This window comes from Sphingobacterium wenxiniae, from assembly GCF_900116225.1.
GTDB classification, from domain to species: domain Bacteria; phylum Bacteroidota; class Bacteroidia; order Sphingobacteriales; family Sphingobacteriaceae; genus Sphingobacterium; species Sphingobacterium wenxiniae.
This window is the reverse complement of record NZ_FOZZ01000001.1, coordinates 225,889-252,330: the sequence shown is the minus strand read 5'-3', so window position 1 is coordinate 252,330 and position 26,442 is coordinate 225,889. Positions and strand designations below refer to the sequence as shown.

The 26,442-nt window shown below is 40.5% G+C and carries 20 protein-coding genes; 15 read left to right on the top strand and 5 right to left on the bottom strand.

Going from position 1 to position 26,442, the window contains the following annotated elements; genetic code table 11:
- Positions 1-157 precede the first annotated feature (157 nt).
- The 10 genes from rny to BM375_RS01105 all read left to right on the top strand — a co-directional run bounded on the left by rny (position 158) and on the right by BM375_RS01105 (position 14,382).
- Complete coding sequence (gene rny, locus BM375_RS01150) at positions 158-1,717, top strand: ribonuclease Y (protein ID WP_093363325.1); 1,560 nt, start codon at positions 158-160, stop codon at positions 1,715-1,717.
- A 233-nt stretch (positions 1,718-1,950) separates the two neighbouring features.
- Positions 1,951-3,366: a hypothetical protein gene (locus BM375_RS01145; RefSeq protein WP_093363324.1), complete on the top strand. Its 1,416-nt coding sequence runs from the start codon at positions 1,951-1,953 to the stop codon at positions 3,364-3,366.
- Between the two features lie 144 nt (positions 3,367-3,510).
- On the top strand, positions 3,511-4,191 hold the full coding sequence (locus tag BM375_RS01140) for a response regulator transcription factor (RefSeq protein WP_093363323.1): 681 nt from the start codon (positions 3,511-3,513) through the stop codon (positions 4,189-4,191).
- A 5-nt stretch (positions 4,192-4,196) separates the two neighbouring features.
- Positions 4,197-5,531: a sensor histidine kinase gene (locus BM375_RS01135; protein WP_212611597.1), complete on the top strand. Its 1,335-nt coding sequence runs from the start codon at positions 4,197-4,199 to the stop codon at positions 5,529-5,531.
- Between the two features lie 67 nt (positions 5,532-5,598).
- Positions 5,599-6,852: a TolC family protein gene (locus tag BM375_RS01130; protein ID WP_139227471.1), complete on the top strand. Its 1,254-nt coding sequence runs from the start codon at positions 5,599-5,601 to the stop codon at positions 6,850-6,852.
- A 4-nt stretch (positions 6,853-6,856) separates the two neighbouring features.
- Complete coding sequence (locus tag BM375_RS01125; RefSeq protein WP_093363321.1) at positions 6,857-7,963, top strand: efflux RND transporter periplasmic adaptor subunit; 1,107 nt, start codon at positions 6,857-6,859, stop codon at positions 7,961-7,963.
- 13 nt (positions 7,964-7,976) lie between these two features.
- A complete protein-coding gene (locus tag BM375_RS01120; RefSeq protein WP_093363320.1) occupies positions 7,977-11,090 on the top strand; it encodes an efflux RND transporter permease subunit in 3,114 nt (1,037 codons plus the stop codon).
- 23 nt (positions 11,091-11,113) lie between these two features.
- Complete coding sequence (locus BM375_RS01115) at positions 11,114-11,644, top strand: DUF962 domain-containing protein (RefSeq protein ID WP_093363319.1); 531 nt, start codon at positions 11,114-11,116, stop codon at positions 11,642-11,644.
- 132 nt (positions 11,645-11,776) lie between these two features.
- A complete protein-coding gene (gene pruA / locus BM375_RS01110) occupies positions 11,777-13,405 on the top strand; it encodes an L-glutamate gamma-semialdehyde dehydrogenase (RefSeq protein ID WP_093363318.1) in 1,629 nt (542 codons plus the stop codon).
- 89 nt (positions 13,406-13,494) lie between these two features.
- The gene (locus BM375_RS01105; protein ID WP_170852554.1) at positions 13,495-14,382 is read left to right on the top strand and encodes an AraC family transcriptional regulator; all 888 of its coding nucleotides are present in this window, start codon (positions 13,495-13,497) and stop codon (positions 14,380-14,382) included.
- Between the two features lie 94 nt (positions 14,383-14,476).
- Here BM375_RS01105 and BM375_RS01100 read toward each other — a convergent pair whose 3' ends face one another.
- The 4 genes from BM375_RS01100 to rpoN form a co-directional block, all read right to left on the bottom strand.
- Complete coding sequence (locus tag BM375_RS01100) at positions 14,477-14,857, bottom strand: hypothetical protein (protein WP_093363316.1); 381 nt, start codon at positions 14,855-14,857, stop codon at positions 14,477-14,479.
- Complete coding sequence (locus BM375_RS01095) at positions 14,857-15,435, bottom strand: DJ-1/PfpI family protein (RefSeq protein WP_093363315.1); 579 nt, start codon at positions 15,433-15,435, stop codon at positions 14,857-14,859. Before BM375_RS01095 ends, BM375_RS01100 begins: the two co-directional genes overlap by 1 nt.
- 26 nt (positions 15,436-15,461) lie before the next feature.
- On the bottom strand, positions 15,462-16,025 hold the full coding sequence (locus BM375_RS01090; RefSeq protein ID WP_093363314.1) for an NADPH-dependent FMN reductase: 564 nt from the start codon (positions 16,023-16,025) through the stop codon (positions 15,462-15,464).
- A gap of 67 nt (positions 16,026-16,092) precedes the next feature.
- Positions 16,093-17,556 (bottom strand): RNA polymerase factor sigma-54, encoded by a 1,464-nt coding sequence (rpoN, locus tag BM375_RS01085; RefSeq protein ID WP_093363313.1) that lies wholly within the window; start codon positions 17,554-17,556, stop codon positions 16,093-16,095.
- Between the two features lie 224 nt (positions 17,557-17,780).
- Here rpoN and BM375_RS01080 point away from each other — a divergent pair, with 224 nt between their 5' ends.
- A complete protein-coding gene (locus BM375_RS01080) occupies positions 17,781-20,105 on the top strand; it encodes a penicillin-binding protein 1A (protein WP_093363312.1) in 2,325 nt (774 codons plus the stop codon).
- A 63-nt stretch (positions 20,106-20,168) separates the two neighbouring features.
- Entirely contained in the window at positions 20,169-23,288 is a 3,120-nt protein-coding gene (locus BM375_RS01075; protein WP_244525788.1) for a basic secretory protein-like protein, read from the top strand.
- 67 nt (positions 23,289-23,355) lie between these two features.
- Here the strand turns inward: BM375_RS01075 and BM375_RS01070 are convergent, their stop codons facing one another.
- Complete coding sequence (locus tag BM375_RS01070) at positions 23,356-23,679, bottom strand: GIY-YIG nuclease family protein (RefSeq protein WP_093363311.1); 324 nt, start codon at positions 23,677-23,679, stop codon at positions 23,356-23,358.
- Between the two features lie 111 nt (positions 23,680-23,790).
- Between BM375_RS01070 and BM375_RS01065 the strand changes: the two genes are divergently transcribed.
- The 3 genes from BM375_RS01065 to nusA all read left to right on the top strand — a co-directional run bounded on the left by BM375_RS01065 (position 23,791) and on the right by nusA (position 26,370).
- On the top strand, positions 23,791-24,564 hold the full coding sequence (locus BM375_RS01065; protein ID WP_093363310.1) for an XRE family transcriptional regulator: 774 nt from the start codon (positions 23,791-23,793) through the stop codon (positions 24,562-24,564).
- 100 nt (positions 24,565-24,664) lie between these two features.
- Positions 24,665-25,129: a ribosome assembly cofactor RimP gene (rimP, locus tag BM375_RS01060; RefSeq protein ID WP_093363309.1), complete on the top strand. Its 465-nt coding sequence runs from the start codon at positions 24,665-24,667 to the stop codon at positions 25,127-25,129.
- Between the two features lie 2 nt (positions 25,130-25,131).
- On the top strand, positions 25,132-26,370 hold the full coding sequence (gene nusA / locus BM375_RS01055; RefSeq protein WP_093363308.1) for a transcription termination factor NusA: 1,239 nt from the start codon (positions 25,132-25,134) through the stop codon (positions 26,368-26,370).
- Positions 26,371-26,442 lie beyond the last annotated feature (72 nt).

The following is a 26,442-nucleotide window of genomic DNA, read 5'->3' as shown; positions in this document are numbered from 1 at the left end:
GTAAGCCATCTCGGTCATGATCAATTGCTCAATCATGTGTAATGGAAGTTTAATAATACATGGGACCTGTTATATTTAATTGCGGTTTTTTTTTGAAAAAAATGCAAGTAAACAATTAAACGAATAAACAATTAAATAAAAACAACTTAATATAAAAATGGACTTATTAACAACAATTTCAATTATAATTTCGCTTATCGTTGGGGTGGTTATCGGTCGTTTTTTGTTACAACTCGTTTTCAAAAAACAAGAACAATCCGCTAATGAAAAGGCACAACGCATTATCAAAGAGGCTGAACAACAGGCTGAACATCATAAGAAGCAACGCAATTTGGAGGCTAAAGAAAAGTTTCTACAATTGAAGGCTGAACATGAAAAAGAAGTAAACCAACGTAACCAAGCCGTAGCGCAAAAAGAGAATACGATAAAACAGAAAGAGCAATCTCTGAATCAAAAGCTTGAAAGCTTGAATCGGGAGAAGCAGGAGGTTGATAACAAGAGCAAAAAACTGGATCAACTTGTCGAACTGAATGAAAAGAAACGTGATGAAGTTGAGCATTTGAAAAACCAACATATAAAGCAATTGGAGACCATTGCAGGTTTATCTGCTGACGAAGCCAAAGAGCAATTGGTATCTTCTTTACGTGAAGAAGCTCGTTCGCAAGCTATCATGCAGATCAAAGATATTGTAGATGAAGCCAAATTGACCGCTTCCAAAGAAGCTAAAAAGGTGGTTATCCAAACAATTCAGCGTACAGCGACGGAATCGGCTATCGAGAATACAGTTTCTATTTTCAATATCGAGAACGATGAGATTAAAGGACGTGTTATTGGTCGTGAAGGACGTAATATCCGTGCCTTAGAAGCAGCTACAGGAGTGGAAATTATCGTGGATGATACACCGGAAGCGATTATCCTTTCCGGATTCGACCCTGTGCGTCGTGAAATTGCACGTCTTTCCCTACACCGTTTGGTAACGGATGGTCGTATCCACCCTGCACGTATCGAAGAGGTGGTTGCGAAAACACGTAAGCAAATTGAAGATGAAATCGTTGAAATCGGTGAGCGTACCGTTATCGATTTGGGTATACACGGATTGCATCCGGAATTAATCCGTATGGTTGGTCGTATGCGTTACCGTTCGTCTTATGGACAAAACCTGTTGCAACACTCCCGTGAGGTTGCGAACTTTGCCGCTACTATGGCTGCGGAACTGGGCTTAAACGTGAAGCTTGCTAAACGTGCTGGATTATTGCACGATATTGGTAAGGTACCTGATGATAACCCGGAATTGCCACACGCTATTTTAGGTATGCAACTGGCAGAAAAATACAAAGAACATCCAGATGTATGCAATGCTATCGGCGCCCACCACGATGAAATCGAGATGACTTCGATGATTTCACCTGTTGTTCAGGCTTGTGATGCGATTTCTGGTGCTCGTCCGGGTGCCCGTCGCGAAGTGGTGGAAAGCTATATCAAACGATTAAAAGAATTAGAAGAGCTTGCTTTATCTTACCCAGGCGTAGAGAAAACTTTTGCTATCCAGGCAGGACGTGAATTGCGCGTAGTGGTAGAATCGGAGAGAGTTTCGGATGCACAAGCTGAAATTTTAGCGGCAGATATTTCCAACCGTATCCAGACCGAGATGACTTATCCAGGTCAGATTAAAGTGACCGTGATTAGAGAGACAAGATCGGTATCTTATGCCAAATAGGTTAATTCTTTACCGAATATGAATAGAAAGCCTCAAGATGAAAATTTTGGGGCTTTTTTCGTTTCTACAATCCATCGGTAAAAATCACTGGAATCCGTTATTTCTTAAGTAGTTCTTTATACCTATGTTTACCCTTTACAAATAGAAGGAGAATAAAGATGTGCTGTTACATAAGTTATCGGGTTCGGATACTCGTTATATTGGGGTTATTGATAGGTTGTGGAAATAGCACAATGGAAATCCGAGCACAATCTTCTTTACATACCAAGCATGAAAATAGGATACCATTTTTGACGAAGCAGGGGAAATATCAATATGTAGATGAAGATTTAAATGTATTGATTGCCCAAACGTTTAATAATGCGAGCAAATTCACGTCAACTGGTTATGCCGTGGTTCAGAATGAAGCAAAGGAATGTGCAGTAATTGATGGAATGGGTAGGATTGTACAACCTTATGTTAAAAAAGAGATATCGCTTTCAGCGGTAGGAGGGTTTACGCTTATAATGATGCAAGAACCTCATGAAAAGAAAATGCCGATATGGAAATGGGAGTGGAATATCTTTAGTAAGCATATAAAAAAGAGAGCGAATTACGTTAAGGTTGAAACCCGAATTTTGGAAACAGGTCAAGTGCTTGTGAAAGATGATGTTCCATACTTCGATAATGAATATACTTCATACGTCCATGAACTTGATTCTACACATTATATCTGGAATAATAACCTGTATCAACGGTTGAACAAGCGTTTTAAAAAGTTGAAAAGTGATATTGATTTCGTATTGGATAACCATCGGTATATAAAATCGCAGGGCAAAATTTTTGCTATTTATGACGTAGGGAGAGGAGGAAAGGCTGTACATGCGAATCTGACTGGAGTAGATCGTCTTTCCGTTACTTTGTCCGGTGGAACTTTTCTACTGGATTCGATTAATCAAGAACGTTTTCTACCTATTATCCCGAAGCTGTTGAAAGACCCGCAAACAAATCAGATTTATGCCTTTCCACAATATGATAAGCCGTTTCCAAAACAAATCCGACAGGCAACTGCTGATCAACGTAACTTTTTAAAAGAAGTATCTTTGATCTATTCGATTAACAATTCACCGTATTTTATCTTAGGACGTTTTAATTACGATCATGCAGTCTGGGTTTATGATTGGCTATATATCGATGATAAGGGTAATTTGCTACGCGAGATCGATGTACAAGATTTTTTTATCTATGATCAGGTTGGAAATTCTATATGGCCTGATAAGCACATGGTGTTTAAATCGGCTTCATTGCCTAAAGATTGGAAAGTGGGGAAAATCCGACATATTTCTCATGCTGGGGCAGATTTGTATATAGCCGAGATAAAAAAAGGAGAAGAAAAAGCTATGTGGGGGATTTGGAATACAAAAGAAGGTTCTTGGAACTTGTCGCCAGATTATTCTAATATATCTGTTTTGAATGGTGAAAAGCAGATTTTCGCTGTGCGGGATTCCATAGATGAATGCTTCTATCTCTATGATAATATGCGGAAACAACGTATTGGAGAGAGGGGATATGAACACATATCTTCCGATGGTTTAGTAGGTTTGAATAATGGGCAAGGAAAAGAGGTCTATTATATTGACATATTCACAGGGAAGGAGTATCGGGAATAGCATACTATTAGAAACTGCAAACTGATGAACAACTTAATAGGTGCGATATCATCTGTCTGTTCAATATTAGAAGTGCATTAGAGTTTTGATTAAGCGCACCTGCTGTCCAATAAAATCGCTAGTTTTGTAAAAATAGATCAGGTTATGCAAATCCTTGTAGTCGAAGATGATAATCGAATCAGTAACTTTCTAGTCAAAGGGCTGGAAGAGTGTGGGTATTTGGTTACATTATGCAAGGATGCTGAGGAGGTTTTGAAAACTTATGCAAATATTGATTGGGATATCATCATCTTGGATATTATGCTGGCAGGAATGGATGGTATGCAGTTATTGCAAATCTTGCGTTATAAAAAGAATTATTCACCTATACTGATGTTGAGTGCGCTAAATAGTGTGCAAGACAAGGTTTCGGCACTGGATTATGGTGCCGATGACTACCTCACTAAACCTTTTCATTTTGATGAACTGCTTTCACGGATCAAGGCATTGACACGCCGCAGGAAGTATCTACATGAACTTCCTGAAACAGAGCTCCGTTTTGGAAATTTGCAGATTAATGTGGAACAATATAAGGTTAGTGTGAATGGAGAAGAGGTAGAGCTCTCGCCTCGGGAATATAAATTGCTGAATTACCTTGTTGAGAACAGAAACAGAACCGTTGGCCGTGTACAGATTCTGAACGCAGTCTGGGGGATTACCTTCGACAACCACACCAATGTGGTTGATGTCTATATTTCCTATTTAAGGAACAAGATCGAAAAGAACGGCGATAAATATATACATACGGTTAAAGGGGTTGGCTATATGTTTAAGACAGAAGGGTAGCTACTATGAAATTAAAGCATCGTTTGTCATTGTATTCCGTAACGATTTTTACTATCGTTATGTTGCTGTTTTCTGCGGTGATTTATTTTTCTTACTATACCCAAATGGAGAAGAAAGAAAAGGAATCATTGGAAAGTAAATCCTTGCTTGCCGCTATCTATTATCTTGAAAAGGACGAGCTTTCTTTTATGGAGCATACCAATATCCAAAATCAATTGTACAAGGCTATTTCCAGACGTAATATTGCGGTTTTTGATAGTGCAAACCAACAATCGAATGGTGACATGATGTCTGTGATTGATATTTCAATCGACTTTTTGGAACAGGTAAGGCAATCCAAAAATGCGTTTTTCGATACAGAATCTTATTTTTACAACGGTATTTTCTATCATGATAACCAAGGTGATTTTGTTGTTGTTACCCGAGAACCCAAAGAGGATTTTAAGGCGCAGATGTTTTCTCTTTTTAAGATTTTATTGATTGCTTTCTTATTGGGAATTGTTTTTATCTTCTTCTTTTCTCAATACCTCAGTTACATTGCTTACCAACCTATCATACATATTATTAAACAGATTAAGGAAAGAGATACACGGAATTTTAACCAGCCACTGCAACTCTCAAAAACCTACGCTGAAGTAAATGACCTGGTAGAGACCTATAACCATTTTGTGAAACGTATCGCCGATACCTTTCACGTACAGAAAAATTTTATTGACTATGTGTCGCATGAGCTACGTACACCCATAACAGCGTTACTGGGAACACTGGAAGTAACCAAAAATAAATCACGTACAGAAAAAGAATATCGAGATGTTATAGAACAGTTGCAACAGTACACTACGGACTTGCAGGAAACATTAGACAAGATGATGTTACTGTCTGGTGCAAAGACTAATTTCGAGTTTAACGCGTTACGAATCGATGAGGTCGTATGGCAATTGATTGAAAATATGGTTCTCTATCATCAAGCACATTTAGATGTGGATATTCAGGTACAAGACACTAACGTATTGACTGTTAAAGGTAACGATAAATTGCTTGAACTTGCCATTGGCAATATCCTTGAAAATGCCATCAAATATTCAGATAACCAAACGGTAAGGGTCGTCTTGCAGCAGGAGAAAGGATGCTTGTTGATTTCAGTTATGGATAAAGGAATAGGTATTCCCCAAAATGATTTAGCGAATGTCAGACAAAACTTTTATCGCGCAGCCAATACCAAAGGTTTTCAAGGTAAAGGTGTTGGTTTATCGATAGCCAACGTAATTTTTACCCTCCACGGAGTTGAAATGAAGATTACCTCCACCGATAAAGGTACAACCGTGTGTCTGTATTTCTAATGTAATTCTAATTTACTCCAAAATCATCCTTAATACACGAACTGTAGCTTTGCAGAAAAGTTTTAAGGTGAAATATTTATTTGCGATATGTCTTGCCATACTGGCATTTACAGAAGGACGAGGACAGAGTTATAATCTATCACAACTTGAATCCTGTTTCTTGGAGAACAACTATTTGCTGATTGCTGCTCGTTATGAAATCGCGCAGGCAGAAGCTGAAGTGTTGCAGGAAAGACTGTGGACTAACCCTATTTTCACGGTTGATGAAGCTAACCTTTGGTCGAACGCAAGCAGCGAAGTGCTTCCTCCTCTAATCGGAAATTACGGTAAAAAGCAACAGATTTCCGTCGAACTGGAACAGCTAATTGAAACTGCGGGTAAGCGTGGAAAGCGGGTAGCTATTAAGCAACTCGACCAGCAACAGTATGTTTATGCGTTTGAAGAAACGATGCGCGAACTGAAAAAGGAACTGCGTCAAGGGTTCTACCGATTAGCTAACTTGAAGGTTGGTAAAAAGGAGTTGAGTAATGTTATTAGCCTTTTTGAGGAACTGACTCAGCAATATGCCAATCAAAGCCAAAAACAGAATGTTTCATTAGCAGACTACCAAAGAATACAAGCGGAGTTGGTGAGACTCCGTAGAGAATCGCTTTTGTTGGATGAAGGTATAACAGAAGCGATTTCGATTCTTCAGACCATTACAGGCATTCAGGGTTTGTCTGTCGAGGAGCTTGATACTGAGGGGTGTTTTGTAAGTCGCACAGCACGTCTGCCGTTAGATTTATTATCCTTGGTACATCAACAAAATATAGGTTTAAAACAACAGGCTACGGCCGTCAAAAAAGCAGAAAGCCAATTTTCGTTGGAAAAGGCTCGGTCTAAACCTGATCTCACCATGCACCTTGGCTATGACCGTGGCGGAAATATCATGCGTGATTTTATAGGCGTCGGTGTAAGCATGGAATTACCCGTATTCAATCGCAATAAGGGTAATATCCAGGCAGCCAAAGAAAGTATTGATAAAGAAAGGGCTTTTCAATCTGCACTGCGACTGGAAATGGAGACCGCTGTAAAACGTTACAAAGCTCAATTGTTGGCATACGAAAATGCTTTACAAGATTGGCCCATACAAGATTGGACGCAACAGGCAAAGTTGATAGACAACTACCGCAGGCATTTACAGGTGCAACAGATATCGCTGATGGAATTCATCGATTTTGTACAGTCTGCCCGTGAGGCAAAGCAGGCTTTTCTGGACTTATGGGAAAACTATAATCTTACATACGAAGAATTACAATATTTAGTAGGAAACGATTTTTAACGTGATGAAAAGAATAATTGAAATTTTACCTTTTGTCGGTCTATTTTGCTTTTTACAAGCCTGTGAATCAAGCCAAGGACAACAAGAGCGAGTGATAACCAAACAAACATTTTGCCTCAACGATCAGCTTAAAAAAAGCACATCTATCATAGCCTTACATGAGCAACCTATTCAGGAACAACTCACCCTCTCTGGTAAGATAGAGTATGATGAAAACGATATGGTAACCTTTCGTAGTCTTCTAGATGGGGTTGTGGAACAGGTAAAGTTCGAACTGGGTGATCAGGTTCGTAAAGGACAAACCCTGGCAACGATAAAATCCACGCAGATACAAGAATTATATCAGCAGAAACGTCAGCAGGAGAACCAGATCGAACATTTGAAGAAAGGGTTGAAAAGTAAAAAGGAATTGCTTGCGGATGGGCTTGCATCTATGCCTGAGGTGTTGGAAATTGAGCGTGAATTGGAAAATGCACAAATAGAGTTGGCTCGTGTTCAAGAGAACTTACAATTGTATCGTGCTGTAGGAGATGGTTATTTTCAAATTTTAGCACCTAAAGATGGCTATGTTATCCAGAAATCCATTAGTGCAGGACAGATTATCACGGCAGATAGTGAATCTCTGTTCGCTGTTTCTAACCTTAAGGAGGTGTGGGTGATGGTCAATATATATGCCAGCAACCTGAGGCATATTCATGTCGGCGATGAAGTGAAGGTACGTACAATTGCTTATCCAGATACTTTTTATACAGGAAAGATAGATAAAATTTATAATGTCTTTGATGATAATGAACATGTGCTGAAAGCAAGGGTTGTACTCGCCAACCCGAAGCTTGACTTGATGCCGGGATTAAGTGCAGATATTGTTATTAATATGAAAAATAATTTCGGGACTGCTTATGCTATCCCGAACAAGGCCAAAATATTCCATAATAATAAAGAATATATACTGGTCTATAAGGAAGATTGTGACATACAAGCACGTCGGATAAATCCTATTGCGCACAATGAAGAATATACTTTTGTCGCAGAACCAATGTTCGAAGGAGAGAAAATAATCGCGAACAATGCTTTGTTGATTTTTGAAGAGTTGAGTAAAATAACGCAGTAGAGAAATTATAAGTATGAAAAAGATTGTACAAAATATCGTAACCTTCTCTCTACGGAATACCACCTTTGTGCTGTTTGGTGTAATGGTTTTGATTTTTGCAGGGGTTTATGCCCTTAGACACACAGCTATTGAAGCCTTTCCCGATGTAACTAATACCCGAGCACGTATTATTACCCAATGGCCTGGGCGTAGCGCCGAGGAAGTGGAGAAGCTAGTGACCTTACCTATATCCAAAGAAGTGAATAGTATTCCAAGAAAATCGAATGTACGTTCTATCTCACTATTTGGCCTATCGGTCGTGACTGTGCAGTTTGAAGATGATATAGATGATTTCTATGCCCAACAGTATGTGTCCAATAAATTATCGGGAGTTGAACTCCCTGATGGGGCAGAAGCGTCTATAGAGCCTCCTTCTGGAGCAACGGGTGAAATTTTTCGCTATGTTGTAAAGGGAGATCTTCCGTTAAAGGAAATTACCGCCTTACAGGATTGGGTGATAGAGCGGGAATTGCTAGGAGTACCGGGAGTGGCTGATGTTGTAAGTTTTGGTGGAGAAGAGAAGATATATGAGATTAGGATACACCCAACGGAGCTTAAGAATTTCGACTTATCCCCATTGGACGTGTACGAAGCTGTGTCCAAATCCAACATCAATGTAGGTGGGGATGTCATTCAGCAAGGTGACCAAGCTTACGTAGTGCGAGGAGTTGGCTTGTTGGATAAAATGGAAGATATTGGCAATATCACGATTAAGTTGAATGGCTCGGCTCCCGTATTGATTAAAAATGTAGCGGATGTAGTGGTCTCTCATAAACCTAGGTTGGGGCAGGTTGGGTTGAATGAGGAAGATGATTTGATACAGGGTATTGTTATCATGCTTCGAGGCGAAAACCCTTCTAAGGTTGTCAGTCTGTTGAAAGAGAAGATCGAAGAGCTGAACAACCGCGTTCTTCCAGAAGGGGTGAAGATTGAAACGGTCGTGGATAGAACCAAATTGGTGGATAATACAGTGCATACCGTTTCCAAAAACCTGGTGGAAGGTATTTTGTTGGTATCATTGATTGTCTTTATATTTCTATACAATTGGAAGTCTACACTTATTGTAGCTTCTGTAATCCCACTTTCTTTCTTTTTTGCCATCATCATGCTCAAGATTCAAGGTCTACCAGCTAATTTAATCTCTATGGGTTCTTTGGATTTTGGACTGTTGCTTGAGGGAACTTTGGTTATTGTGGAGACCGTTTTTGTCGCCCTGGCAACGCTTTCCCATCGGGTAGGGCCAGCACGTTTTGCGAAGATGAGCAAGCTTGGTGTAATTAAGAAGAGTGCTGGTAGCGTAGCATCTTATATTTTCTTCGCATTGGTCATTCTGATTGTGGCCTTGCTACCTATCTTCTCTTTCCAGAAGGTAGAAGGTAAGATGTTTACTCCCTTGGCATTTACGTTGGGTTATGCATTGCTGGGTTCGCTGGTGTTGAGCTTGACCTATGTCCCGGCAATGTGCAAACTTCTATTTACGAAAAATATGCATGAACGGGAAAATCTTATCACCCGATTCTTCCAACGGTCGGTGTATGGCCTTTTTGCACTTTCTTTTCGCCATAAACGGATTACAATAGCTGTATTCGTGGGGATTTTGATTGTCTGTATAGGACGATTTTTGCATTATGGTTCGGAATTCCTTCCTAAACTTAATGAGGGAGCCATTTACATCAGAGCGACGCTGCCCAATAGTGTTAGTCTTACAGAGTCTACCAGATTGACAAAGGAAATGAAACATATTATGTTGGATAATGTGGAGGAAATCGATTTCATACTAACACAGACAGGGCGTCCGAACGATGGAACAGATCCGACGGGTTTTTTCAATATAGAATTCAACATACAGCTGAAAGATGAGCATGATTGGACTCGTAAAATAACCAAAGAAGAAATAGTTCAAGAGCTACGGGAGCAACTGAACCATTATCCAGGTATCAATTTAGGGTTTAGCCAGCCCATACAGGATAATGTTGAGGAATATGTAGCTGGGGTAAAAAGTGCTTTGGTTATTAAAATATTTGGTGACGAACTCTATGATCTGGAGAAATATGCTGCACAGGTTGCAGAATCTATTGGGAAGGTAAAAGGGATAACGGATATCAATGTGTATAAGAATATAGGACTGCCAGAATTACGTATTCAACTACATGATTCCAAGATGGCGAAATATGGTGTGTTTACATCGGACGTGCAAGCCGTGATTGCTATGACTATAGGAGGGCATTCGGCAACGAAATTCTATGAAGGAGACAGGCAGTTTGATGTTGTGTTGAGGTTTAATGAATCCTATAGAGACACTCCAGAAAAAATAAGGAATATCCTGATACCAACAAGCAATGGTCATGGTATCCCTCTGCAGGAGATTGCTACGGTGAGTTATCAGACTGGCCCTGCTTTTATTTATAGAGAAGGCAATAGCCGTTATATTGGTGTGGGATTTAGTATTGAGGGAAGGGATTTAGGGAGTACCATAGCAGAAGCGAAGGCGGTTGTTGCTCATGAAGTAATCCTGCCGCAAGAGAACCGTATGGAATGGGCGGGAGAGTTTGAAAGCAAAGAGCGAGCTGCTAAACAGTTAGCTCTTGTAGTACCTATTAGTTTAGTGCTTATCCTCTTGCTGCTATACTTTAATTTTGGAAATGTCAAGGATACTTTGGTCTGTTCGTTGACATTGGCCTTTGCCTTTATTGGAGGTTTTACCTCTCTGTGGATTACAGGAACGACTTTCGGGATTTCAGCAGGTATAGGTTTTATCATTTTGTTCGGTGTTGCGACCATTGACGGTATTGTACTGATAGGTGTAATACGTGATAATATCCGGCAGAAGCTACCTTTGTTGGAGGCTATACGAAGTGGTGTAAAAAGCCGGATTCGACCAGTGGTTATGATTGCCTTGATGGGTTCTATGGGGTTGTTGCCTGCAGCTATGTCCACAGGGATGGGCTCAGAGATCCAGAAACCTTTGGCTATTATGATTGTAGGGGGGCTTGTTGTCTGTCTGATACTGAGTTTCACCGTTTTGCCCGTCATTTTTTATTGGATGCATAGAAAGGAAATTTTACATCAGTCCAACCGTGGGGTTTAAGCGATATTCCGTACCTTAGCATCATGAAAAAAAAGGATAAAAAAGTAACTAAGACGCCTGTTTTTGATCGACCTGTTGAGCGTCATTTCTATGAACTGGATAACCTTATTTCAAACAAGAATCGCAGTATTTATGCGGTGTTTTTGACACTTTTATTCTTTGGGGTGATGGGATTAATTTGGATGATTCCATTTCCGCAACTGGCTTTTTTAGAACGGATGAATGCGCAGACCTTTTTGAATTGGGGCTCCTTTTATATTGCTATTATTGTCTATTTATACCTGCGTCTAGCGCCCACACTGTCCTATGCCATGCTGTTTAGCATTGCGATCATGAGCTTTTTTATTGTGCAGTTGGAATACGTGGAGCGTGATGGTGGCCCTGCCGTATGGCTTGTCTCGCTGCTTTTGGCCTTGATAGGCCTTGGTGGGATACTGTTTTTAGGAAGAAACGAAATGAAGCCACTGCAGGGTAAAGATATTTGGCAGCTGGTAACCATTGGACCGATTTGGTTATGGTCAAAGGTATTCGAGCGATTAAAAATAAAATATTAGTACAACATATTTTTCTTTATTACGTTGTCAAAGTATATTGTTAATTGCAAAATACGCATAATATAAACTATTATTGGTTAATTTGTCGTGAGGAATTAATCATAACTTTAACTCATCATAATTTAAAGAACTATGTTAAAAGGATTTTTTAATGTTCCGGCACCAGCGAATGAACCTGTTTATTCATACGCTCCGGGAACGAAAGAAAGAGAATTATTACAGGACGCTGTTGCAGAGGCAAGATCTGTAGAAATTGATATTCCAATGTATATTGGTTCGGAAGAAGTACGTACCGATAATAAAGGTAAGTTAACTCCTCCACATGACCATCAGCATGTATTGGGGTATTACCACAAAGGTGACAAAAGCCATGTAAAAGCTGCTATTGATGCAGCATTAGCGGCAAAAGCTGACTGGGAAGCATTGGCTTGGGAACAACGTGCAGGTATCTTTTTGAAAGCTGCTGAATTGATTTCCACAAAATATCGCTATAAATTAAATGCGGCGACTATGTTGGGACAATCCAAAAACCCTTATCAGGCAGAGATTGATTCCGCTTGTGAAATCGTGGATTTCTTGCGTTTCAATGTTGCCTACATGACGGAGATATACAGCCAACAACCTCCAGCAAACAGTAAAGGTGTTTGGAATCGTGTTGAGCAACGTCCGTTAGAAGGTTTTGTGTTTGCTTTGACACCATTCAACTTTACCGCTATTGCAGGAAACTTACCTACCTGTGTGGCAATGATGGGTAACGTTGTCGTATGGAAACCATCCAATACACAGATATATTCGGCAAATGTATTGATGCAGATTTTTAAAGAGGCAGGATTGCCGGATGGTGTAATCAACTTGATTTATGTTTCCGGTCCGGATGCAGGTGATGTAATCTTCAAGCATCCAGATTTTGCAGGTATTCACTTTACCGGTTCTACCGGCGTATTCCAAGATATCTGGAAAACAATAGGAGAGAATATCCATACGTATAAAACATATCCACGTATTGTAGGCGAGACAGGTGGTAAAGACTTTATACTTGCTCACCCATCAGCAGATTTGAATGTGTTGAATACAGCTTTGGTACGGGGTGCCTTTGAATTCCAGGGTCAGAAATGTTCCGCTGCATCCAGAGCATATATTCCACAGTCCTTGTGGGGCGAATTAAAAGTTATGATGGAAAAAGATATCAAGTCTTTCAAAATCGGTGGTACGGAGGATTTCAGTAATTTTATCAATGCCGTTATCGATGAAAAAGCTTTTGATAAGATTACTAGTTATATAGACCGTGCAAAGCAATCTGCAGATGCCGAGGTTGTCATTGGCGGAGAGTATGATAATTCGAAAGGATATTTCATTCACCCTACGGTTATCTTGGCTAAAACTCCGGACTACGAAACCTTATCGGAAGAGCTATTCGGTCCTGTTTTGACAATTTACGTATATGAAGACGCAAAATGGAATGAGACATTGGAATTGGTGGATAAAACTTCTATCTATGCGTTGACAGGCTCTATCATTTCACAAGACCGTTATGCTATTGCGCAAGCGACCCACGCGTTGCGTAATGCGGCAGGAAACTTCTATATCAATGATAAGTGTACAGGAGCTGTTGTTGGTCAGCAACCATTTGGGGGCGCCAGAGGTTCGGGTACGAACGATAAGGCAGGTTCGATGATTAACTTATTGCGTTGGGTTTCTCCACGTACGATCAAAGAAACGTTTAGTCCTGATACTGACTATAGATATCCATTTTTAGGATAATCGAAAAAAGTATTACGGGCCACTTAATGGCCCGTAATACAATTGAAACAACCAGTTTTATAAAAAGGCTTTTAAATACATGCTTGAGTATGAAGCAGCCAGAAAATAGAAAACCTATTGAGTTCACTGTTCCGGTGTATGGAGATGGAGCATTCTATGTTATGGAAAATAAAGGCGTAAATTTCTACGATTATTACCATAGACATCGGGAATTTCAGATCAGCTACCTGATTAAGGGCAATGCCTCGTTGATGTTGGGTAATCTTTTGCGTCCCTGTGGCCAAGATGAAGTGTTCTTAGTGAAACCTAATGATCCTCACATGTTTATTAAGGAGGAGGGAGTGTCTGAAAATGCTACGGTACATGTCATTCATCTGTTTTTTTCTTTGGAAAAATTGAGACCTTTCTTTGATATGACTGAGATGCAGGCCATTAAAGCCCTATTCTATGACATGGAGACCAGTAAGATGCTGCCTTCAGATTTTACAGGAGATCTGAAAGAACTCTTTTTATCCCTTCATATGGAAGATGGGCCCGAGAAATTGATTCAAGTCTTGTATATATTCAAGAAGATATTAGCCAAAGAGCATCATTTTATTTCTATTTATTCGGGATTGAGCAAGGTGGACTTTCATGATTCAGATGGTCTTCGTATCAATACCGTAATCAAATACGCCATTGATAACTATCGAAAGAATATCACGGTAGATGAAGTATCTGCTCTTATACATATGACACCTACTGCTTTCTGTAAGTTCTTCAAGAAGCATACCAAGAAGACTTTTGTTACTTTTCTAAATGAGATACGTATAGAGAAGGCGTGTCAACTGCTGATAAACAATCGTGTAGAGAATATTTCGGAAGCGGCTTATCAATGTGGGTTTAATACGGCTGTACATTTTAATCGGGTTTTTCGAAACCTGATGAAGGTATCCCCTTCACAGTTTATTTCGGCTCATACCGTTAAAGCTTTTTGATGTTCTTTTTGTTATCCTGACAAAAGGAGGGATCAAGTACGATTTCAAGAAAACTTCCGAAGTTTTCTTGAACTTCGGAAGTCTCTATACAAGTCTATTCTTTAGATGAGCCGGTTCGTTTCAGAATGCTGATAGCTTCATACTTACTGCCATCGTAGTGTGGTGGTTCTAAGGAAAGTTCCGTAGGGTAGGGTTTGTTCTTATCGAAAAAATAGATTTTTGTCATGCTCCCATAATCGTTGGTAGGGAATAAATCAGCACAAGCATCAAAATCTGCATGTGGAATATCGCCAACCGTAACTGCGTAAATACGCAATATTCCTCCCTTATTCTGTTCGTTGCGGACAAATGCCACCTCTTCAAAATCACCTGGCAGATCCTTGATGGAAGGCTGGTTAAAAGATTCCCAAATACCATAAGCTAGAATAACGATAAGACCAATAGCGAACCACCAAAACTTCTTGTTTTTCTTCATTACAGATTAATCGTTATACCTAATAATTTGTAAAATTCTTTCAAGATAGCTTGATGGCCCGGCCAAGCAGGGGAGGTTACAAGGTTGCCGTCTACTATAGCTTGGTCAGCCGGAATGTTTTTCCATGTTCCACCAGCTAATTCTATATCCGGTCCTACGGCTACATAAGCAGTCAACGTTCTTCCGGCCAATACGCGAGCGGTCGTCAACACTTGGATGCCGTGGCAAATGGCTGCAACAGGTTTATTGTGTTCGAAGAAATGCTTGGTAATGGATAGCACCTTGTCATTTAAGCGGATGTATTCTGCCGAACGACCACCAGCAATATACAATCCGTCGTAATCTTCGGGATTTACACTGTCAAAATCCTTATTGATAGCAAAATTATGTCCACGCAATTCTTTGTAGGTCTGGTCGCCTGTGAAATCGTGTACGGCGGTAGGGACGACATCGCCTTTTTTACGGTCTGGTGCGATAGCATCTACTTCTATGCCTACTGAGCCCATTGCCTGAAAAGGCACCATCGCCTCATAATCTTCTACATAATCCCCAACAATTAATAATACTTTCTTTGCCATAGTTGTTCAATTTTAAAAATTAATACTTAATTGTTTTCATTCAATTTAGCCGCTAACAATCGCTTTGTCTTTCTCACTTTTGCTTCCAGTTGGCTGCGATATAGTATAGTAGTAACACCTTTTCCTTCTTCAAAGTTTTCTTGAAACTCTGGGAGACTAAAACTCTCCAAAACTTCTGCACCGTCATAAGGCAATCGATTTACAGCAATATCCAATACGGTTTGCGCTCCCTTTTTGCCATTGGAGGTTGCCATAATGAAAACAGGTTTACCGTTGAAAATCTTGCGTTGCGGTATTCTGGATACCCAATCAGTAATATTCTTATATGCTGCACTGTAGTTTCCATTATGTTCAGCAAGTGAGATAAGTATAAAGTCTGCTTGGTCTATTTTATTTGCGAAATCATAAGCCAGTGACGGTATGCCATTTTCCTTTTCTCTTTCTTTGGAGTATATCGGCATCTCAAAGTCGTTTAAATCCAATACTTCAATGGTATCATTTGCCTCTTTGTAATATTTACTGACACTCGTAACCAGCTTTCGGTTGATGGATTCTGTACTGTTGCTTCCTGCAAATGCTAATATATTCATAGTATAAATTTAGGGAAAATAAGAAATAGAAAAATCGTAGAAATGTCAATGTATGAAAAGAGGAGCTTTACAACTCCTTTCTTAATCTTGCTACGGGAATATTCATCGCCTCACGGTATTTTGCAACGGTACGTCTCGCTATGCTGTACCCCTTTTCTTTTAGAATCTCTGTCAGCTTTTCATCGGCCAAAGGTTTTTTCTTATCCTCATTGGCAATGCATTCTTCCAGGATTTTCTTAACCTCTTTGTTGGATACTTCCTCGCCAGAATCCGTTTGTATCGCTTCCGAGAAAAATGATTTCAATAGGAATGTGCCAAATTCTGTTTGTACATATTTGGAGTTTGCAACCCGAGAAACAGTTGAAATATCCATTTCAATACGGTCGGCTATATCTTTCAATATCATGGGTTTAAGAAGACGCTCGTCACCAGTTAAGAAATATTCGTATTGATATTCCATAATGGCATTCATGGTTTTTAATAATGTTTGCTGCCGTTGCTTAATAGCATCGATAAACCATTTTGCAGAATCCAGTTTTTGTTTGACAAACTGAACAGCTTCTTTCATCTTCTTATCGTTCTTCTCCGCTTTCTCGTAGTGTTCGAACATCTCTTGATACGAGCGGGATACTCTAAGTTCAGGAGCATTTCTACCATTCAACGTTAGGTGAAGTATACCATCATTGTTTGTGATATGAAAATCGGGAATAATGTGTAGTTGTTTTCCTGCCGAAGTACCAGAATCACCCGGTTTGGGGTTAAGCTTCAGAATTTCGTTAATAATATCTTTTAACGTATTCGAATCTACACCCAATTGGCGCTCTATTTTGTCGTAGTGTTTTTTAGTGAACTCATCCAGATAGTTCTCAACGACTTTAATAGCTTGTTGTATAGTTGGATTATGTTGATCTTTCTTACGTAATTGTATAAGTAGACATTCCTGCAAATCGCGCGCACCAATACCTGCAGGTTCAAAGTCCTGAATAACTTTAAGCATGGATTCTACTTCGTCCTCGTTGACAATGACATTCTGTGAGAAAGCCAAATCATCAATCAATGAAAGGATAGGTCGGCGAAGGTAACCGTCATCATCCAAGCTACCAATAATCTGTTGACCGATAAGATAATCCTGATCTGATAAAGCCAACAGTTCCAGTTGATTTTGCAAAAGCTCAAAAAATGAGTCCTGTACTGCGATAGGGATTTCCTTGCGGTCGTCGTCATCATCACTGCCGTAGTTGCTGGAATAATCTTTATAATCGTCTTCTTGTATATACTCGTCCACACTGAACTCATCTTCGAATTCCGAATTGTTATCTTCAAAATTGTCATCCGGATCACGGTCAGGATATTCTTCCACCGGGTCATTCATGTTGGTAAGGCTTCCATCCTCTAAAGCCGGATTTTCTTCCAGCTCTTCTTTTATCCGTGCATCCAATGAGACGGTAGGCACCTGCAACAACTTGATGAATTGTATCTGTTGTGGAGATAGTTTTTGTAGTAATTTCTGTTGTAATGTCTGTTTTAACATGTTTGCCGTGCTAGTCAGGGATAAAAATACTTAAATATATCCAAATAATAAACTTACTTATCTGCATGTACGACGTAAGTGTATAATTTTTGTGGGCAACTGATTATAGGCCTATATTTTAAATGGAATGCTGAAAATGTTAAATTTAGTTAATTTTAAAATCCAACATTTGTTTTTGTATAGTGCATACAAGATTTTAGCAAAACAATTTTCATCTTTACCTCATGTTTAAACGGGTCAAAAATAAATTCCTGCGCTATGGACTGATTGCCATTTATAGCCTTATTCTTTGGGTGTGTGCAGTACAATTAAACTTTCTTTGGTTGTTCGGCTATTCGCCTACGAAAAAGGATATTGTTATGCCAGTGCTGAATATTTCCTCGGAATTGTATACGGCGGATTCAGTGCTGATAGGAAGGTATTTTGAGCAGGACCGAGATCCCGTAGCGTATGATAGTATTTCGCCGAATGTACTGCAGGCATTGATTGCTACAGAAGACGCCCGTTTCTACAAGCATAATGGAGTAGATGTGATTGGTCTGGTATCTGGTGCAGTGTCGACACTACGGGGCGATAAGCGAGGCGGAAGTACTATTACCCAGCAATTAGCTAAAAACTTATATCGAACGCGTTATGCCCAATCGCAAGGTTTGTTGAGCAAGATTCCAGGGGTCAAGATGCTTGTTACCAAATTCAAAGAATGGATGACCGCTTATAAGTTGGAAGGGCGCTATTCCAAAGAAGATATCATTACCATGTATTTGAATACGGTGTCTTTCAGTAACAATGCCTATGGTATAAAGTCCGCTTCGATCAGATATTTCAATAAGCATCCTAAAGATTTGACAGTGCCGGAAGCGGCCGTCTTGATTGGAATGCTCAAGGGGACAACGCTGTACAACCCGATCCGTAATCCGGAAAGAGCAGCAGAGAGACGAAATATAGTGATAGGACAAATGGAGAAAGAAGGGTATATCAGTAAAGAAGAATATGCAAATTTTTCCAAACAGCCTTTGGTGCTGGATCTGAACAATCAAGAACAACGCATTGCCAACGATTCTTACTTGCGTACGGCTGTAGAAAAATGGTTGGAAAAATGGAGTGAAGAGAATGATATCGATATTTATACTGCAGGGCTGAAGATCTATACTACGATTGACTCCCGTATGCAGAAAATTGCAGAAGAAACAGCTGCAAAGCAGATGAAGGAATTGCAACGACGACTGGATAATACCTGGCGTAATGAGCTTCCTTGGCGAGATAAGCAAGGAAATGTGATTCCGAATTTCTTAGAAGACCGTGCAAAAAAGTTGCCTATATATACAGCCCTGATGGAGAAATACCAAAATGAAGATACGGTGTTCCAAATTCTCCATCAGCCGAAGAAAATGACCGTGTTTACCTGGGACGGAGATGAAGAGGTAGAAATGTCCACTATGGATTCCCTCAAACATTATTTGGCCATGCTGAATAATGGTATGATGTCTATGGAACCTCGTACAGGTGAAATAAAAGTCTGGCTCGGAGGAATTAACCATCAGTACTATAAATTCGACCATGTCAACCAAGCCAAACGACAGGCAGGCTCTACCTTTAAGCCTTTTGTCTATCTGGCGGCACTGGAAAGCGGCATGGCGCCCTGCGATACGTATGAGGATAAACCGGTGAAGATTGAGTTTGTAAATGACAAAGGCGAAAATGAGGTTTGGGAACCCAAAAATGCGGATTGGACATTTTCTCATCGCAATATGTCGCTTCGATGGGCAATGGCTCGTTCTTTAAATACAGTGACGGCACAGATCACCCGGGATATCGGGTGGGATAAAATTGTGGAAACAGCTCATCGGGTGGGAATCGAAAGCCACTTGGAATCTGTTCCTTCTGTAGGTTTGGGGTCTAATGATGTATCAGTCTTTGAAATGGTCAAAGCTTATGCAACATTTATGAACGAAGGAAAAGCGGTAACACCGATTTTGGTTTCCAAGATATTTGACAATAACGGTAAACTGATTGCTGAATTCAAACCGGAGTATAAGCAGGTTGTTGATCCAGAGAATGCATGGCTGATGAGTTACATGCTGCGGGGGACGATGGAAGAACCCGGAGGAACTTCCCAAGCGTTGTGGGAGTGGGATCTATTTCGGAATAATAACCAGATAGGTGGAAAAACAGGAACTTCATCTGATTATGTAGACGGTTGGTATATGGGAGTGACAAAAGATTTGGTAACAGGTGTTTGGGTTGGTTGTGATGAACAAAGCATTCATTTCAAAAACTCACAAACAGGAGAAGGGTCAAAGACCGCTCTGCCGATTTTCGGTCAGTTTATGGAGGCTTTGTATAAACAACCGGAATTAGGGATAGCACAAGGGGAATTTCCCGAGGCTAAAGTGGAAATCAAGAAAAAATACAATTGTCCAAGTCCTCGGATACGGATAGAGGCACCTGTTGACAGTTTACAGGTGGAAGAAGCGGGGCCTGACTTGCCGAGGATAATTCTTCCAACATTGCCTTCAGCAGGAGAGGATCAGGAAGCAACGGAACAGTAAAAAAAGTGTATATTTAGAGCAAACTAATCTGTAATTATGGATATGGGTAAATTATCGTTTATTATGAAGTCATGTTTCTTGGCTATATGTGTGGCTATTTTCATGCTGCCCAATATGGTTTTTGCGCAGTATTTTGGACAGAACAAGATGCGTTATAAGAAACTGAATTTTGAAGTTCGGCAAACGCCGCATTTTGAGATGTATAGTTACTTGAAAAATGACAGCATGGTCAATTGGTTGGCAAAGGAAGCCGAAGTGTGGTATGGCATGCATCAGCAGGTTTTTCAAGATACTTTTCTTCGTAAAAATCCACTTGTTATCTATAATAACCATCCCGAATTCCAACAGACGACAACAATTTCCGGTGAGATATCAGTAGGTACAGGAGGTGTGACGGAAGCATTCAAACAACGTGTGGTAATGCCTGTTATGCAGATTAACCAACAGACTCGCCACGTCTTGGGGCACGAATTAGTGCATGCTTTCCAATACCGTATTTTGATGGAAGGTAAGGACACCACTCGTTTAGAAAGTGTTGCTAATATTCCATTGTGGATGGTTGAGGGGATGGCGGAGTATCTGTCTATCGGTAAGAAAGATGCCTTTACTGCGATGTGGATGCGTGATGCATATGCTCGCCAGGATATTCCTTCGTTAAAACAATTGACCGAGCAATCTTATGATTATTTCCCATACCGTTACGGACAGGCATTTTGGGCCTATGTGGGGGCGACTTATGGCGATACGGTGATTATGCCGTTGTTTATGGAAACCGCAAAATACGGCTATGAATTTGCCATGCGCCGTGTGTTCGGTTATGATGCACAAACGATGTCTACCTTGTGGCGCAACAGCATGGAATCGACTTTCCGAAGCTTAAACAAAGACACCACTTCCCGACCAATCGGACAGGCGCTGATTACCTCGAAGAATGCCGGGCGTATGAATGTTTCGCCGGCGATTTCTCCCGATGGGCGTTACGTGGCATTTATGTCTGAAAAAGACCTGTTCGGCATAGATCTTTTCTTGGCAGATGCCAGTACTGGACGGATTATCCGGAAACTGGGTAGTCGAACGACCAATAAGGATATTGATGAATTCAGCTTTTTGGAATCTGCTGGTGATTTTTCGCCGGATGGAAGACGGTTTGCCTTTAGTGTGTTCAGCGAAGGGAAAAACAAACTGATGACGCTGGATGTGGAAACAGGAAAAACACTGTCGGTAGAGGCAATGGGCGATATTGTGGAATTTACCAATATTACGTTTGCTCCTGACGGCGATCGTGTGGCGTTTTCAGGGTTGAGAGAAGGGCAAAGCGATATTTATATTTATAATCTGCGAACGAAAGAACTTCTACAATTGACCAATGACAAGTACTCTGATTTTCAGCCAAGTTTTTCACCAGATGGAAAGACACTTGTATTCAGTACAGACCGTGTGTCATTGGAAAGCAGTTCTCGTTCAGTAGATATTCCGCTGAGTTTGGCTGTAATCGATTTGGAAAGTAGGGCGATAGAAAACATTGCTGTATTTCCTGGAGCAAACAATCTGAACCCACATTTTTCAGGAGATGGTCGGACCATCTACTTCCTGTCAAATGGAGATGGATTCCGGAATATGTTCCGCTATTCGTTGGATAATGGAATGGTCGAGCAGATGACGGATTTCTTTACCGGGATAAGTGGTATTACCGAATACTCGCCTGCGATGAGCATTTCTGGTGGAGATGATATTGTGTATTCTTATTTTAAAGGTAATCAATACAATATATACAAAGCCCATGCATCGGATTTTGAAGCAAAGCCAATTGATGCGAGCGTGTCTGATTTTACAGCAGCGATGTTGCCGCCAAATATAAACCGTGGTGTGAATGTCGTCAATACCAATCTACAGAACTTTAATGTATATGGACGTATTGGCGAGGGACAAATTAATACGGTTCCTTATCGTTCGAAGTTCAAGCTGGATTATTTGGCTAATTCGGGCGTAGGGATGACGGTAGGTTCAAGGTATGGTGCAGGAATGGCAGGTGGTATATTTGGTATTTTCTCAGATATATTAGGCTATAACCAAATCTATTCTACCTTGAACATCAATGGTCAGGTACAGGATTTTGGTGGGCAGATCGCTTACATCAATCAGAAAAGCCGTTGGAACTGGGGAGGTTCATTTTCCCACATTCCATACCGAACAGGTTTTAGATCCTATGCGATGGAAGATTTGGGAAGAGGCGGTGAGGAACCTGTAGTCAATGATTATCTCATTCGTCAGTTTGAGACGCAGTTAGATGCCTTTATAGCTTATCCTTTCAACCGCCATCATCGGTTTGAGGTCGGTGGTGCATTGGCACGCTATGGTTATAGTGTTGAAAAATGGCGTCAGCCTTACTATAGTTATGGTTATGTCGAACGCATCAAGTTGTCTAATGAAGAAGCCAGTGCACTTGGTTTCGGGAATTTGGATCCCTTGATGTTGCAACAGGTTAGCGCTTCTTTTGTGGGCGATAATTCTATCTTTGGTTTGGCAGCCCCATTACAAGGATTTCGCTATCGTCTTGCTGCCGGGCAATATATGGGCGATTTGAGCTTCACGACATATACTGTCGATCTGCGGAGATACCTGCGCTTTAAGCCGGTGACCGTGGCCGCACGTGTGTATTCATATATCCGTTCAGGAGGTGATGAGAACCGTTTGCGCGGTAATTATATTGGTTATCCATTCTTTGTGCGCGGTTATGATAATCTAAGCCGGGACAGAGTAGGAGACATTTCTTTCAATGACTTGATGGGATCACGGGTTGCGGTAGGAAACTTTGAGCTCCGTTTGCCGTTTACCGGACCGGAGAAACTGGCAGCTGTTAAATCCGATTTCTTGTTTTCAGACCTCAACCTGTTCTTTGATGCCGGATTGGCGTGGAATGGTGGAAATAAAATTGTAGGAAACTTGGACAAAAAACCTTTGGTGCCACAATATTATGAAGATGGGAGTCCCGTTATGGATCAAAATAATCAGCAGGTTATGGGATATGACACGAATTATCGTGTGCCTATATTCAGTGCGGGGGTATCGCTTCGCGTGAATCTGTTTGGTGCGATGATATTAGAACCTTATTATGCTATTCCTTTTGTATCCTCCCGTACGAAGTTTGGAACATTCGGATTAAACTTTATGCCGGGCTGGTAGTCCAACATAGACAAAGTGCGGTTGATGTAGTAGAGAGGTGGATAAGGTTGTTAAGGTCGTTGTTTCGCTAAGAGGCGTAAACAACGACTTTTTTTTGTGCAGGCTGGGTGTGGGCAGCGTGTAGATTGAGCCAGTTCGGGTTTTTTAGGCGAACAAGCCGCTCACGTTGCATGCGGGTGAACTGCAGTATTTGGACTTTGCGGCGCTGGGCTTCTTCAAATGTGTCAAATTCTTCGACATGCACAACGTTGTTGAGCTTAGCAATCTGGGTAAACATGACCGAAGCAGCATCTTTTATTTCCTGCATTCTCGTATTTAAGTCTTTGCAGTATCCTGCTTCCAGATACGTACGGTTGCTGTCTGTGATGATATAAACAATGTGCTTTTCCATGTTTTTTACGTTTTTATACTAACATATTTGGTTGTTTCAACCTTTATTACTAATTTTATTGGCACAATATTACTAATAAGTTTAGTATTTAAAAATTTTATTTGAAATTTTATGTCAAACATAGCTTCAAACCTTAAATTCTTAAGGAAGAAAAAAGGATTAACTCAACAGCAGTTTGCTGATGTCATGGAGATTAAAAGGGCGTCTGTGGGGGCGTATGAAGAGGATAGAGCCGAGCCCAAATATGAACTATTAAAGAAGATAGCTTCTTATTACGATTTAACCATGGATGAGTTGGCGCATGATGTGATTGATGAGAAATGGCGTCCTACACCGAAAAGCAATGCTTCTAACCTTCGTATACTGAGTGTAACGGTAGATGGTGACGATCGTGAGAATATCGAATTAGTGCCGGTGAAAGCCAGTGCCGGATATTTGAATGGCTATGGCGATCCGGAATATGTCGCGGAATTACCGAAATTTTCCTTGCCTATGTTTAACCAAGGTACTTATCGGGCATTTGAAATAAAAGGGGATTCCATGTTGCCGCTTCCGTCCGGGAGTATTGTCATCGGTGAATATGTCGAAAACTGGCATAATATTAAGCCTGGACAAACCTATGTTGTTATTTCCAAAGAAGATGGCGTGGTTTATAAACGAATAGCCTTTAAGTTTAAAGAAGATAAGGGATTGAAGCTTGTTTCTGATAATAAAGTCTACGAGCCGTATTGGGTTGCTGCCGATGACATCCTTGAAGTCTGGAAGGCGAAGGCGTTCATCAGCACAGAACTTCCTGAACCAACTCCTGAACCGACAATGGAAACATTAACCAACATGATGGCACAGATGCAGAAACAAATTAACGCTGTTGTAGACAATAAATAACAGTGATTTGCTTGTTTGAAAAAAAGTTTGTACCTTTGTACTATCTGAATAAGAGGGGGCATGTTATGCCCCCTTTTTTAATTCTTTGTCGAAATTTAATATGCAAGTAGAAGCAAGAGTTCGTGAATTAGTTGAGGAGAAAATCGCCGATAGGGAAGATTTATTCATCGTTCGCATCAAAATGCACAATAACGGTGTGTTGGAAATTTTAGTGGACGGCGATCAGGGTATTGCCATTGCCGATTGTGTGCAGATTAGCCGTCACGTTGGTTTTCACTTGGAAGAGGAAAATGTCATCGATAGGGCATACCGTCTGGAGGTATCATCTCCGGGTATTGATACGCCACTATTATCACATAGGCAATACTATAAAAATATCGGACGCGAGGTGCGGGTAAAGACAACCGAGACCGATAAGCGCGAAGGTAAATTGATAGCCCTTACTGAGCAAGGCATTACTATCGAAGAAAAAGTAAAAGAAAAAGGGAAAAAAGCTACTTTGCAAACGGCTGAAATCCCATTTGAACATATCGTAGAAACTAAGGTGTTAATTTCATTTAAATAAAAATGAGCAGCAATATCAATTTGATTGACTCTTTTCAAGAGTTTAAGGAATTTAAAAACATTGACCGCCCCACGGTGATTACTGTATTGGAAGAGGTATTCCGCAGTATGATACGTAAGCGTTTTGGTACAGATGAGAATGTGGACGTTATCGTTAACCCCGATAATGGTGACTTGGAAATCTGGAGAACACGTGTGGTGATGGAGGATGGCTTTTCTGAAGATGATGATTTGGAGATAGAGTTGTCGGAAGTGCATCAGTATGACGCGGATTTAGAAGTAGGTGACGATTATATCGAGCAGATTACTTTAGAAAGCTTCGGTCGTCGTGCTATTTTGGCCGCTCGCCAGACGTTGGTTTCCAAAATCCTTGAATTGGAGAAAGACGAAGTTTTCAAAAAATACAAAGACCGTGAAGGAGAATTGGTAGTCGGAGAGGTTTACCAAATCTGGAAAAAGGAAATCCTTGTATTGGATGAAGACGGGAACGAATTGATATTGCCGAAAACGGAGCAAATCCCTGCCGATTATTTCAAAAAAGGAGATAGTATCCGTGCGGTAGTCCACAAAGTGGATATGAACAATAATAACCCGAAAATTATCATTTCGCGTACAGCGCCGGAATTCCTTCAACGTTTGTTTGAATTGGAGGTGCCTGAGATTTTTGATGGCTTGATTACTATCAAGAAGATTGTTCGTGAACCGGGAGAACGTGCTAAGGTTGCAGTTGAGTCTTATGACGACCGTATTGATCCAGTAGGGGCGTGTGTAGGTATGAAAGGCTCGCGTATCCACGGTATCGTTCGCGAATTGCGCAATGAGAACATCGACGTGATTAACTTTACGCACAACAATTCCTTGTACATTACCCGTGCATTGAGCCCTGCACGTATCTCATCGATCAAAATTGACGATGAAAATAAAACAGCAGCTGTTTATCTGAAACCAGATCAAGTGTCATTGGCAATTGGTCGCGGTGGACACAACATCAAGTTGGCAGGTAAATTGACAGGATACGAAATCGATGTATACCGTGAAAACGATGAAGTAGAGGAGGATGTGGATATCGAAGAATTTGCAGATGAAATCGATGGCTGGATCATCGATGAGCTGAAACGCGTTGGTTTGGATTCTGCTAAATCAGTATTGGCACTTACGGAATCAGAACTTGTAAGACGTACTGATTTAGAAGAAGATACTATCCGTGAGCTTGTTCGAATCCTACAAGCAGAATTTGAATAAGATTTTGCTTAGCAAAGCACTGAAAAAACAATTGTTGTTAAATTGTTTTTTCAGTGTAAAAAAACATATTTT